The following is a 13,648-nucleotide window of genomic DNA, read 5'->3' on the forward strand; positions in this document are numbered from 1 at the left end:
CTTCAAGGTATTCCTTTACTATGTTCAATTTAAAATCTGCTTCATAAAAGTTCAAAAAAATGACCTCCCAAAGTTGTATTTTTCATGTACAACTTTTTGGGGTCACCTCAGAAACGTTTAACCCCGAGAAATAAGCTGGAATTCACGAAAATTGTTCTTCAAATTTTTGTGAATTTCAGCTTATTTCCGAAGGGGTTGTTTCTGCTTCCACCGTTTATTCGGATGTCAAATGACTAGATTGTAACTCATAGAGTTATGTCCCAAATTCTTTTTTGCTGTTTCTCGGATCTAAACGTTTTAGTCTTGCTCTCTCTTCTCTTCATTTTTTGGTTCTAAGCTGTGTTCTTCATTATTTGATGTTATAATAAGCATTACGTAAATCAGAAAGGATTTTTTATGAAAAACAAATTATACTATCAGTTTGCGGGCAGCTGCTTTTTGGTTGTCTTTATGTTTTTAGGTTATGTTGTCCGTTTTTATCCAGAGTGGCTGGGTGGATTTGACCAAACAATCACAGCATTTGTACGTGCCCCTTATCCCTCTTTGAATCAGTTTTTTATTTGGTATACGAAATTCGCTGATCCATTGACTATCGGAATTTTGGCGATAGCGATCGCTTTTATTTTATTTAAAGGAAAGTATTACGCTGAAACATTGTGGTTATTGATCAATACAGCAGGTATTGCTGGTATCCTCAATCCACTGATCAAACTGGTTTTTATGCGTCCGCGTCCAACCTTAGATCATTTAGTCGTTGAGCATAGTTACAGCTTCCCTAGCGGTCATTCAACAGGTAGTGTCTTGCTTTATGGCACGATTATCTTGCTGCTGCCCCAATTCATCAAACAAAAAAATCTTTGCTTATTCTTACAAATTTTACTTGGTTGCGGTATCTTATTGATCGGTATCAGCCGAATTTATGTAGGTGTGCATTTCCCAAGTGATGTTTTAGGTGGTTTTTGCTTTGGATTAGCTTGGTTATTGATGGGTTACCCAATTTACCTAGAAAAACGATTTGTTTGGCGTTTTAAAAATAAACAGCAATAGAAAGAAGAATAGATATGTCTGATTTTTTATATACAGAAGATCCAAATAAACGCTATCATACTTGGAATTATGCGCTTCGGCAGCAGTTTGGCGGAAAAATTTTCAAGGTTCCTTTAGATGGCGGTTTTGATTGTCCTAATCGTGATGGTACGGTTGCTAAAGGTGGTTGTACATTTTGTAGTGTGTCTGGCTCTGGTGACATGATTGTCGCACCACAAGATCCTTTACCGATCCAATTTCAAAAAGAAATTCAACTGATGCACAAAAAATGGCCTCAAGTAGCGCAATATATCGTTTATTTTCAAAACTTTACGAATACCCATGCCCCTGTTGATGTGATTCGTCACCGTTTTGAACAAGTAGTCAATGAAAAAGGCGTTGTTGGTATTTCAATCGGTACACGTCCAGATTGTCTTCCTGATGATGTTGTGGCGTATTTAGCGGAGTTGAATCAACGTTATTATTTATGGGTAGAACTAGGATTACAGACTACCTATGAAACCACCAGCACTACGATCAATCGAGCGCATGATTATCAAACCTATTTGGAGGGTGTGGCAAAATTACGAAAGCATAACATTCGTGTCTGCACTCATTTGATCAATGGCTTGCCAGGAGAAACAACAGACATGATGCGGGAAAATGTGCGCCGTACGATCGTTGATTCCGATATTCAAGGAATCAAACTTCATTTGCTTCACTTGATGACAAATACACGTATGCTACGAGATTATCACGAAGGCCGGCTTCAATTGATGACCAAAGATGACTATGTTTCTGTGATTTGCGATCAATTGGAGATGATTCCATCAGACATTGTGATCCACCGTTTAACAGGTGATGCGCCTACTGATTCTTTGGTGGGGCCAATGTGGAGTTTGAAAAAATGGGAGGTCTTGAATGCGATCGATGATGAAATGAAGCGTCGAAACAGCTACCAGGGAATTCACGATGCTCGTAAAGAAAAAGAGGTGCTTATTTGATGCTCCAGACAGCATTACATTTTAGTCATACATTGTTGAAAGAGAGTATTGCAGAAGGTGATACTGTTGTCGATGCTACGATGGGCAATGGAAATGATACAGTATTTTTGGCTGAGTTAGTTGGTCCGAACGGAATCGTTTACGCTTTTGATGTCCAAGAACAAGCATTAACAAACACGACTAAGAAATTGACGGAAGCGGGTTTGAGCGACCATGTTCAATTATTCCATCAAGGTCATGAGACGATCGAAACTACCCTTACTAAAGAAACAACCGTTGCGGCAGCCATTTTTAATCTAGGCTATCTGCCAAAAAGTGATAAACAAATCATCACCACACCTAACACCACAAAACAAGCGCTGGAGGCGTTACTTCTTAGATTAAAAAATAAAGGAAGGATCATTCTAGTTGTTTACTATGGACATACAGGTGGGGAAGCCGAATTGGCTTTTGTCCAGGACTATTGCCAAGCATTGCCGCAGGAGTCTTATAGTGTGCTGACTTATCAATTTATCAACCAACGAAATAATCCGCCGATTTTATTTTGTATTGAAAAAAAATAGTGCTCTCTATTCCAGACTCTCAACGTGAAAACTATTTAATGAATGTCACTTTTTCATTGCTTATCTAACCAGCTCTATCAAGTGTTCCTAAAAAGTAAACTTGCTCACTAACGCCTTTTTCAATATACCTTTAGCAGTTTGTCAAAATTGTCTTTCCTATCCTCTTTTTATTTGGTACAATTGTTATCTAATTAAAAAAGGAGTGGTTAGTTGAATAATAATATAAAAAAGAAAGCCTATCGTAATACTCCGGCTTTTGTTATGTTAGCATGGGGATCATTTTTATTCTTTGTGGTTCTTATCTTAATTGGGTTGTATACGCTAAAAGAGCCATTGATGGTAAAAGGATATTACTTAATGGGATCTGTAGGTCTGATCTCTTCGTCCTTTACTCTATCTAAAGTGATCAGAGATAACCAAGAGGATGAAGAACGATACAACAAAATGTTTAGAGTGCAAGATGATGTAGAAGATATCTGATTTCATCAAATAAAACTATTGCTGCGATTAGTGATGTAAACAATCAATTATTATGATAAACGATTTAACTAAGTTTCAGAAAATCCAAGATGTTCAATGCTAGAGTATTTCATTGTTCTAAAGCTTACGCGGCTTGAATAGATTGGTAATGAAAGAAAACAGGCTCTTTGTCAACTACTGTTGGTAAAAAAAGCCAAAGAATTAAATTGATTAGTCTGACTTCTAGAGGAAATTTCCTCTAGTTTTTTTATTAAAAAGGAATCACACTAAAACATAGAAAAATACTCAAGTTGAAAGAGTAAAAGTTCAGACTTTTGTAGACATTTCTCTTCAATACTTTACGATGATCATTTATACATTCTAGTATATTTTTAAGTTTATTTTGACTCTATTTATTAGTTTTTATCCATTTAATTCTAAATGATATCGGAGTGTCTGTTCTATTATTTTGCATTAAAAAAGATGCCGATGATTTCTCATCAACATCAGAACATATCGGTTCAGAATTACTTAAGCTTACCCGCAAACACATCAAAACACTAGAGACTAAACTAATTTTTTATTAGTCTGACTATATGTTCAATTATATATTTAACATATAGCCTCTTGAACGAACTGTCTTAATATAATTTTTGTTACTATCATCTGCTTCATCTATTTTTCTTCTTAGATGATACATTAGATTAGTTATACGATACTGCCGGTCTTCAGAAATGTCTCCATAGATGTGTTTCTGAAGCTCTTCGTAGCTAAAAGTCATTCGAGGATTTTGAGATAACATCTCTAGTAATTGAAATTCTAACCTGGTTAAAGAAATTTCTATTTTTCCGTTAACCTTCACGCTAAGATTTTCTGGAACTAAGTGAAAATTTGTTTTTGTTATTTCTGATGGTTGCCCATTAAACTGAAGCTCCTGCTGGTTTTTCGTAAAAATATGATTTCTTCTCAATGAATTTTTGATGATTAACTCTTTTTCCATTTGACTAGAATTTTTATTAATAACGAAATCAGCACCTAATTGTAAGTAAACCAGCCTATCCATATCTTTTTCGATTGATGAAACAACCCAACTAAAACATGTTGATTGTTTCTTGATCGTCATGATTATTTCACAAACCTCTCCTAGCTTATTCTTTTCTTCATCGACAACGATAACTCCTTCTAACTGATACAACTCTTCAAACAGTTCTTCCTTATCTCTTAATAACACAATATTTGAATATTTTTCTAAAAAATCTGTCTTTACTTCTTTCTTCTCGAATTCCAAATAGATTAAGCCAATCTTACCCATTCTTGTTCACACCTTATGTTTATTTTGGTATCTTAATTGCTTGTCTATTGCTCTAGTATGTTATCATTAAAAAAATTAAAATAGGAATGACACTTCCTATCAAGATTTCTTACCGCATAGATCAGCTTATATCGCAAAACAACGCCTGATTTCTCCTGTAAGTATTAAAGCAAACAGGTGAAACAGCTTTGCAAATTTTATTTGCTAAATAGAGAATTAACGTTTTTTACTTTGCTTTTTTCTTTTTTTAGCGTTCCTATTTTTTTCTTTTTTCTTCCTATATAATAGTATAAACACAAGAATAATGATTAGCATAAATAGACTACCGATTAATAGATACATCCATGTGTTGCTTTTCTCAATACTTACGTCTGTTTTATTTAATTTCTTCGCTACATCTGCTTTGATTTCAAACTCTTTTGTAAAGTGCCAATCTTGTTTCATAGAATGTGCGACCATATCTAATGTATATTTCCCTGGTTTCAATTCCTTTCCGTTTAAGGAAACCGGATAAGCAAATGAACTGTTAGGCGCCATCTGCATGCTTTCTTTTTTAGAAGAATATAGTACTTCTTTTTGCCCATTTTTAGTAATTTTGGTATCAATAGTTAGTTGATTCATGTACTTAGGTTGCGTATTTTGAATGGTTGCATTGATTACATTTCTAGCATTTACTTGCCCGGGCTCTACGTTAGTAAGTTTTAACTCAGAAGCGACTTTTTCCTCAGATTCGTGTAAAACTACAGCTACAACATAGGCATATTTATTTTCAATAGCAAGACCTTGAGCTTTATTTTTTTCATCTTTTTTTGTCTCTTCTTTTTCTTCTAAAGTAATTCCACCAGCTAAAACTCCTTCAAATTTTTCTTCTGGCATTTGAACATTCAATTCTAAATCTTTTGCTCCTTTTGCAGGAATTTTAACTTCATCAACTGTCGGTTTTACGATATTTTCAAGACTATATTTGATCGTCTTATCAACTTTGGTATTCGACTCTCCATACTCTACAACACCATTGATATTTGTTGTCGCCGCATGAATGGATGGTTTTACCACGACTTCTTTATCTGTATCATTTCGCATATGGACTTTCAGCACTTGCTTTTGATTTGGTGTCATATTCAAATCAAAATAAGTATGTCCTTCACTTTTTTGATTTTCAGGAAGTACTGGCTCAACACTAAACTTCAATTCAGAAGCATCTACTTTAGGCATAAATCCAACTATAAAACCAATACATAGTATTAAAGAAACCAGCCATCGTTTTTTTAGCTTAATCATTATTAATTTCCTCCCATATCCTCATATGTATATTGAATAAAGAGCGAGCAAAATAAAAGTAACGTTCTTCTCTGTTTTAAATTCTGTTTTAAATAAGGTAAGCATTTTTTGCTACGCTTAATTGAATGATTTAAGCAGATGATTTCTGGTGAGAACATCAATAATAATAAATTTTCTCACCAAAAATCTTAATTGATTTGAACTGCTTAGTATTTGAACTTATACACTTTTATCTAATCTCAATCTCTCATATTCAATGCATTGCTCTTATGTTTATTCCTCTGTATTTTCTGGAATATCAGTTAATGTCCACGTCAGCGTTGTTTTGTAAGTGTCTGCTTCTTTTACTGTAGAGCCTGGAACGTCTAATTTAATACTTTCCTTCATTGTTTCTTCATTACCAAAACGATAAACCCAAGTACCAAAACCTTCTCCAGTTGATGCAGCCATTACATTTTCAGCAACACCCAGACCATCTGTACCTAAGCTAAATGTGTCTTTCACGGTACTAGGTGCTTTTGAAGATGATACTGTAGCTGATTCCGCATTCATGAAAGTAATTTGCGCACCTGTTAATTCTTTTTGATTTTTTAATGACTTGAATTGACCATTTTGTTTTACACTAAGAGCCCAGCCTTTTTCTCCACCACGTTTATCTGTTACTTGAGCATAGTTTGGTACTGGGTTAGCTTCATCAACATTTCCATCTTTGTCTCTCAAGTATTGAGGTTTAGCAAAATACGTTTGATTTTTATTAGATATCAATTGTGTTCCAAAATCTAAAGTTGACGCAAAATCTAAACTCAATGGACCATTTGTACCTGGCTCTACTGGTTTGTCAGGATCTAATGGATCAACTGGTTTTTCTGGTTTTTCTGGATCTGGATCCGTTGGGTCTGTTGGATCTGTAGGTGAATCATCTTCGATAAATTTTACTTGTGCATCTGTATCGCGGTTTGCTGGTAATACACCTGGTGCTGCTGATGCCTGTGTTCCGAACAATACTGTACTAAATAATAAAGCTCCTGCTGTTGCTGCTAATTTGATTGATTTCATGTTTGTTATTCTCCTCTGTGTTTCACTATTTTTAATGAATTATTCTGCTTCTGTTGTATTACCTGGTACGTCTGTCAATGACCAGATTAATTTTGTTTCATATTTTACTGCATCCTTTGGTGTTGTTCCTGGTACAGATAACGTGATAGCTTTATTTTTTTTCACCGTTTCACCATTGATTTCAACATCTTCAAGTGTTCCAAAACGATCTACCCAAGTACCTGCTCCAGCATTTTTATCTGCTGTCATCACTTTTGTTGCAGTTCCTGGAACCAACGTCATATCTACCGTTTTCGGCTCTGTTACATTTGTACTATTTGAAGCAGCTACCCCTTGTGTAAACTTGATTTGCGAACCTGTTAACTCTTTATTTAAAGTTTGATCATTTTTAAATTGAGTATCTTGTTTAACAGTTAGTGTCCAACCACCATTTGTTCCGCGTTTATCAGATATTTGTACATAGTTAGGTTTTGCAGAAGATGGTTCAAAATCGGAATGGTCTTCATTCCATAGATATTGTGGTTCTGCATAGTATAATTCATCTTTATTCGTAATTTTATTTTTGCCAAAGTCAATACTTGAAGCAAAATCAATACTTAATGGACCATCTGTTCCTGGGTTTGGTTTGTGATCAGGTGTTGTCGGATCCCAAGGTTCAACTGGATTGTCTGGATCTGGATCATTTGGATCTGTTGGGTCTGTTGGATCTGTATCAGGAACAAATTCCACGACACCTCCACTTTGATAATTTCTTTCATAGTTGTCCGCTGCGAATGCTTTCATTCCTGATACTGTCATTGATGATAATATCATCAATACTGCTGCTGATTTTAAATTAACTAATTTCATTACGCGTTCTCCTCTTTACTCTTTTTTCTATTTATAAGGACGATCAATATAATTGCCACTACAATCAATACACCAATCAATCCAATAAACCTATTACTTATTTCTCCTGTATGAGGAAGCGTTCTTCCTGTAGGCTTACTCACCAGTTGATTTGTTTCAATTTCATTTTGGATTTGCTCTTTATCTATTGGTTTATCTGGTGAAGGCATTTCTGTTGGCTCTTCAGAAGAAGAATCATCATTTTGTGATCCTTCCTCATCAGGATATTCATAAGAACCATAAAATCCGACACCCGTACGTGATTCATATTCTTTATGCTCTACTGCCTGTACTTGATAGCCTCCAACCGTTAAAAAGAAGAAACCACATAATGACAACAACGCAACAAAAACGTGTCTTTTTTTCATTTAATTTTTCCCCTATCCTTGGTTACTAGCTGAGACATTTTGTGATGACCTCCAACCATTAGAAAGAAGAAACCACATAATGACGACAAAACAAAAAAAATGTGTCTTTTTTTCATTTAACTTTTCTCCTATTCCTGGTTATTAGCTGGAACATCTTGTAATGTCCATTTTATGGAGCCAGAATATTTTTCAGCACGCGGTTGACCAGCTTTTACATCTAAAAATGGACCGTTTTTTGTACCTGACCATTCGGCAGAAATATCTACGCCTTGTTCATTGAGGGTTTCTTTTTCAATAATAGGAATAGCATTACCAACTGTAAAAATATACTCTTGTTTTTGATCTTTATAGTGCAGACTGTTTGCTAGTTTATGCCCAGATTTGCTGCTTAATTCTTTTAATAAAGTAGCTGTCATTGACCAATGTTCTCCAGTACCGCGATGATCTTCTACAACTAAAGCATCATCTTTCGAAGCAATTGGATAGGTTTGATTTTTAGGAAGAATTTTTAAGTTATCGCCAAAATCAAGCATTTTAGGTGCCGAAACAAAAACTAAATCTCCTCTTTTTTTCATGATTTCTGTTTGTACTTCATTAGATGTTGGTCTTTTGTCCTGATCTAATGAGCTACCATTCGTAAATTCAGCCCAAAAATTTGCAGTTGCTTTAATCAGGGTTCCGTCAGGTGTGTCTTGTTTAACAGTAGCTTTATACTCTACATACAAGTTTTGATTGATAGGCACTAACTCATCCTTATCAAAAGCGTCAAAATAAAAGATAGTATTCGCTTTGTCATTTAGAACTGCTGTTCCAATCGTTTTTCCAGACTCATCTTTCAATGTAGCGTCTTGTACATTTTCCAAGTTAGCATCAAAAGGTATGAAGCCTTGCAAACTTTTATAATTCAACTTGCCTGAACTATGAGGGTTTAAAATCGTTGTTTTATAGGTTAACGTTTCTCCTTGAATACCTTTATCTGCAACAGAACCGTCTTCATGAAAGACCTCTTCTTTTAATTTATAGTCTAATTTTTCACTAATAGGAATTTCCACTTCGGCTTCCGCCGTCTCAAGTTTAGTATTAGCAGCTGTAAATTTATTGATTATGGTTTGATCCATCATACCGGAAATAATTTTAGCTTTATATTTGATTTCAATTTGCTCTTTGGGCGAGATATCATATAATCCAGCGTTAAATTCATGCTTATCTTTATCATAGATTGAGGGATCAAGCGGTGACTCTTTTCCACTCGCATCTACTAACGTTAAAGAAGATGTGTCTAACTCTAATTCTTTAGGCAATTCATCGGTTAATTTAACCTGTTCCCAAACATCCATATCTCCTCGATTATTAGCTACTATGCTAAAGGATAACGTATCTCCAACATGATTTTCTTTACTTGATGAGGTCTCATTCTTATACGTTTTTTGTGCGACTGGTAAAACTGGGGCTGGTTCTTCGATTGATAGATCTAGAGAACCAGTACCAACCTCTTTGGGTTTTACGTTTAGCTTGTCCCAACGTAATGCAAAAATTGGATGTGTCAATGGAAATTGATAGTCTACTGGTTCAATCCCATCCCATGGTTCATAGGGATCAGTATAACCGGCCAAAGGGTTAAGCCAATTGTGCATTGTAATAGTAGACCAATATGAAATTTTGTAGGTACCAATGGGATTATTCCCTAAATCTCCTGTCTTATAATCGGTAGGGCCTAACTTATTTCCGTACCCATTATTAGTATAAAAATAAATGCGGGCAGGTATTTTATCAACTGGTGTTTTGTCAGGTTCATGAAAATATAGACCCGATTCACCATAAGAAAATAGCTTTGAATTTTCATGTGCTCCACCAACATCCATATGTGCTCCATAGGTCATTGCATAGTCTTTTTCTTCTTGGCTATCATTGTAATAACTGACATCGTAACGGATTCTTCCATTCTTCTGGCTAACAATATATCCATGTACTCTCACAGGTAAATATGAAACAGTTCCACCATTTAGATCCTTTTGAGCAAAATAACCATATGAAACAATTTCATTTTCCTTCACATATTGGGAAATTATCCATGTTTTAGTTTCAGGACCATCACTAGCCACTCCAGATTTCATTATCGATTTAGACTCTGAGCTTATTTCTCCAATATCAAAGTTAGCTCCATTTGAACCCCATGTCGTCTCTCCGAAGTTATAGTCATAACCAAAAACCCCTGCGATTTTTCCTGATTCTGCTGTTTGTTTTTTTACCCCTATCATCATTGGTGCTAGAAGTGGTAATGATGCTTTTTCTCCTAAAGTCGCATGCATGTTACCTTGCTTTTCAAACCTATCAGTAGCATAAGTATAAGTATTTAATCTACCTATATGTCCAAAAAACATATAATATTCTCGTTGCTGCTTGTCAAATACTCCACCAGTCAACTTAACAGGTGTGTTCACAGAAACTTTTTCAAATGATGACAAATCTAAACCGTCTTTATTCAACAAATTCCAATCGAAGCTTGGTAATGTGTCCACCTTTGGCTGCTTCTCTACTAACGGCTGATCAGATGATGACTCTAAAGCTTTCTCCTGTGTTGAAATTGTTTGTTCTAAGGTAGAACTGTCTGTTTTGTCCGAAGAACTTTTTTCATCCGATTCTTCAACGCTGATTATCAGCTGTTCTTTTTCTTTACCAAGCTGAACAGCTATTTGCTGTTCCCCTTTTTCTAAAAAGCGTCCAGAAAATAAAATTTCTTTTACTTCTTTGTTCTTTAGCATAAATGAAAGCTGCTGTTTTTTAGAATCAACTTCAATATTTTGAACTTTATCACTATTTTCTTGTCTAAATTTTTCTTCTTCTAATTGAAAACTCTTTGGATAGTGTACAGTGATAATACTTTCTTCCATACTGTTTAATCCAATGGAGAACTCCGTAATATTATCGATTTGAACTGTACTTTTAGCTGTGCTCAATTGTACTGATCTCTCTTGTGCAGAAATCTTGTTAGAAAAAAGCATTGTTATACTTCCTATACAAATAAAAAGAAAAGACGTAAAAATAAATATATAATTATTGACATATTTTTTCTTTCTCTGCTTTACGCTCATTAGACTCTCCTCTCTAGCTAACACTCTATTTTCCTTGATCTACAGGACTTAGTGCACCTCGTCCTTAAGACACAAATTATTATATTATCTGCCTCCTTTTTTGTCATTTCAATTTTTTTTGTTTTTTTTTAAAAAAATTGGAACGCAGAGAAACGGCATTTATTCTGGCATTTTTTATATATTCCAATTTTATTTAAAAATATTTATTGTTTTAAATCTATTTGGGCTTTATAATATATTTTTAAATTTGACAGTTTATCTTTTTTTGATAAATAAACTTTTTTGGGAGAGGTTCTTGTGAATAAATTATTAAATAAAGAATATCAATATAGGCTTGCTATTTTAAACTATCTTGAAATCCAACCTATGCAAACTACTTCATTTAAACAATTGTCCAGTGATTTATCATTATCTACATACTTAGTTAAAAAAGAAGTAGCTCAACTGATAGAAGACCTTACTTTTTTCAAAATAACTGAGCTTAAACTTATCATTGAAAATAAAAATGTCTATTTTTTCTCATCAGGACAAGATTCAGTGCAAACTTTACAATGGTACTATCTTAAAGACTCAAAATTATTTTTGCTTTTAGATGCTATTTTTAAAGATGAAGAATTTTCATTTGAAGAATTTTCTTCCACATACTACTTAAGCCTTTCCGCTACATATCTCTTAAAATCAGATTTGGATAAATTACTAGAATTGGATAATATTTATATCGATGATAATTTAGAATTTGTTGGAGAAGAAGAAGCGATTCGGATTTTTCTTTTTGATGTTTATTTTTTTTCCTTTAATAGTTTGGAGTTTCCATTTTCAAAAGAGATTGCAGATTTGAGTGAAGTTTTATTAAAAAAAATAGATGATTTATATTTGGTGAACTCCTCTTATTCACAAAAAATTAAGTTAAAATTCTTTCTAGCTATTATCTTCCAAAGAATCTACAGTGGAAACACTATTTCTGTAAAAAAAACTCTTGAAAAAGTTCCTTCCTCAAGAGTAATATCTATCAAAGAGTGGTTCGCACTTCATACAACTTTAAGCCCAGATGAAATAGCTCAAGAAGTTGCCTTTATCTACTCTTTTTTGATTGCAGAGCAATTAATGTCGTCCTATGATAAGAAATTAGCCAATAAACATATCAAACTAAATTGTCCTGAAGCATTTCGTTTAACTACAACTTTTTTAAAGGCATTGAAACATCATTTTAATATTTCAGAAAATGAATCTTACTATCATCGTTTAAGAAGAAATTTATTGCAAATTCATTATAAGTTCCTTCGCTTCACTCATATAAAAGACTCTTATTCATTTGAATCTGATTTTGTTTTTTTTAAAGAAAATTATCCTGATTTCTACCTGTTTATTGATTCTTTTATTAAAAAGAAAAAATTATTTACTCTTCAAACTGGTACGCTCCAACATGACTACTTATTTTTGCTGATTCAACATGTTCCTGTTATAATTTTTAGTACACCAGTTTATGTCTGTGTTGATTTTTTATATGGAAAAGCCTATAACGAATTCATCATAGAAAATATTCAATCATTTAAATTTCTTAATATTATTATTGAAAATACACTGTCTGAAAAGACAAACTTATATTTATCAGATATCAAATTAAAAAATTTACCTTGCGATTATATTATTTGGAAAAAACCGCCTCTTGCTTCTGATTGGGAACATTTTGGGAATCGGGTAGTCCAAATAAAAGAAAGGAAAACGATGGTTCATGAAAAAATTTAATAAAAAAAAGAAACTCCTAAAATCATCTATTATACATAGTGCATTATTAACTAGTATACTTATCTGTACTCCTACAGACACCGTCGCATCAACTGATAGTACCCGAGTATCTCCTGTAGATCCACTAAATCCTGCTGTGGATGTTCACCCCACATCAGCACCGCCTGACTCTTTTTCAAGACCTGAAAAAGAACAAAAATCAAAGGAAGAATCATATACAGATTCTACTTATACTGACTCTACTGAACAAATAGAAAAAGAAACTGATACTAAAGTAACTCATAAGAAAAAAAAGAAGCCCTCAAAATTAAAAAATATTCATAAGCTTTCTGCTTACCCCATAAGTAACGAAGGTATAGTATTAGAAAGTCAATCGAACACAGGTAGCGGTTCATCGAATTTCACAGATAATTCTACCCAAGTTGGTCAAACATTATTTAAAGTTTCAGGGATACTTTTATATGGAAAAAAATGTAAAATATAGAAATAATATATTTAATTCAAACCCTACCTCTAAAAATAAACTATTGAAAGTTGAACATTTCTTCATGATTTTTAGCCATCGATTTGTTAATTCATATACTTTTGTTTACCAAAATACGGACTACTATATGTCTTGATTTTTCGATTACATGTAGAATAAGTAGAAAACTTTAATTTATTTTCAATGATTCTATCTAACCAATAGCATCTTTAGTTTTCTAGTGCTTATTCATGAATATCTATTATCTCGAACTCGTTCTATACACTTATTTTTGATCTACTCATTTCAATTCCCCTAACAACTACCGATTTTAATTGCTTGCATCTACTATATGTTTTAAATAACGTTTAAGTGAAATAAATCATTCTT

At 33.6% G+C, this 13,648-nt stretch carries 12 protein-coding genes; 6 read left to right on the forward strand and 6 right to left on the reverse strand.

The features are described 5' to 3' along the window. Positions 1-396: 396 nt before the first annotated feature. The 4 genes from BCR25_RS05825 (at position 397) to BCR25_RS05840 (ending at position 3,073) form a co-directional block, all read left to right on the forward strand. Positions 397-1,047: a phosphatase PAP2 family protein gene (locus tag BCR25_RS05825; protein ID WP_069662680.1), complete on the forward strand. Its 651-nt coding sequence runs from the start codon at positions 397-399 to the stop codon at positions 1,045-1,047. A gap of 14 nt (positions 1,048-1,061) precedes the next feature. Beyond that, positions 1,062-2,030 (forward strand): tRNA modification radical SAM protein MnmL/YtqA, encoded by a 969-nt coding sequence (mnmL, locus tag BCR25_RS05830; protein ID WP_069662681.1) that lies wholly within the window; start codon positions 1,062-1,064, stop codon positions 2,028-2,030. Then, entirely contained in the window at positions 2,030-2,593 is a 564-nt protein-coding gene (gene mnmM / locus BCR25_RS05835; protein ID WP_069662682.1) for a tRNA 5-(aminomethyl)-2-thiouridylate-methyltransferase MnmM, read from the forward strand. The genes mnmL and mnmM overlap by 1 nt, the downstream gene beginning before the upstream one ends. Positions 2,594-2,815: 222 nt before the next feature. Beyond that, the gene (locus tag BCR25_RS05840) at positions 2,816-3,073 is read left to right on the forward strand and encodes a YiaA/YiaB family inner membrane protein (RefSeq protein WP_069662759.1); all 258 of its coding nucleotides are present in this window, start codon (positions 2,816-2,818) and stop codon (positions 3,071-3,073) included. A 583-nt stretch (positions 3,074-3,656) separates the two neighbouring features. Here BCR25_RS05840 and BCR25_RS05845 read toward each other — a convergent pair. The 6 genes from BCR25_RS05845 to BCR25_RS05870 all read right to left on the reverse strand — a co-directional run bounded on the left by BCR25_RS05845 (position 3,657) and on the right by BCR25_RS05870 (position 10,914). Continuing rightward, on the reverse strand, positions 3,657-4,364 hold the full coding sequence (locus BCR25_RS05845; protein ID WP_069662683.1) for a response regulator transcription factor: 708 nt from the start codon (positions 4,362-4,364) through the stop codon (positions 3,657-3,659). Positions 4,365-4,580: 216 nt separating this feature from the next. Next, the gene (locus BCR25_RS05850; protein WP_069662684.1) at positions 4,581-5,645 is read right to left on the reverse strand and encodes a WxLIP family cell surface protein; all 1,065 of its coding nucleotides are present in this window, start codon (positions 5,643-5,645) and stop codon (positions 4,581-4,583) included. Positions 5,646-5,918: 273 nt separating this feature from the next. Then, a complete protein-coding gene (locus tag BCR25_RS05855; protein WP_069662685.1) occupies positions 5,919-6,701 on the reverse strand; it encodes a WxL domain-containing protein in 783 nt (260 codons plus the stop codon). Between the two features lie 39 nt (positions 6,702-6,740). Further along, entirely contained in the window at positions 6,741-7,550 is an 810-nt protein-coding gene (locus tag BCR25_RS05860) for a WxL domain-containing protein (protein ID WP_069662686.1), read from the reverse strand. Next, positions 7,550-7,957 (reverse strand): LPXTG cell wall anchor domain-containing protein, encoded by a 408-nt coding sequence (locus BCR25_RS05865; RefSeq protein ID WP_069662687.1) that lies wholly within the window; start codon positions 7,955-7,957, stop codon positions 7,550-7,552. The genes BCR25_RS05860 and BCR25_RS05865 overlap by 1 nt, the downstream gene beginning before the upstream one ends. Positions 7,958-8,085: 128 nt before the next feature. Next, positions 8,086-10,914 carry a WxL domain-containing protein gene (locus BCR25_RS05870; protein WP_169818989.1) on the reverse strand — a complete coding sequence of 943 codons (2,829 nt, stop codon included), beginning with the start codon at positions 10,912-10,914 and terminating at the stop codon, positions 8,086-8,088. A gap of 432 nt (positions 10,915-11,346) precedes the next feature. Between BCR25_RS05870 and BCR25_RS05875 the strand changes: the two genes are divergently transcribed. Further along, positions 11,347-12,795, forward strand: coding sequence for a helix-turn-helix domain-containing protein (locus tag BCR25_RS05875; protein ID WP_069662689.1), 1,449 nt, complete (start codon positions 11,347-11,349; stop codon positions 12,793-12,795). After that, on the forward strand, positions 12,782-13,279 hold the full coding sequence (locus BCR25_RS05880; RefSeq protein WP_069662690.1) for a hypothetical protein: 498 nt from the start codon (positions 12,782-12,784) through the stop codon (positions 13,277-13,279). Before BCR25_RS05875 ends, BCR25_RS05880 begins: the two co-directional genes overlap by 14 nt. The last annotated feature ends 369 nt before the right edge of the window (positions 13,280-13,648 follow it).

The sequence above is a fragment of the Enterococcus termitis genome (assembly GCF_001730305.1).
GTDB classification, from domain to species: Bacteria; Bacillota; Bacilli; order Lactobacillales; family Enterococcaceae; genus Enterococcus_L; species Enterococcus_L termitis.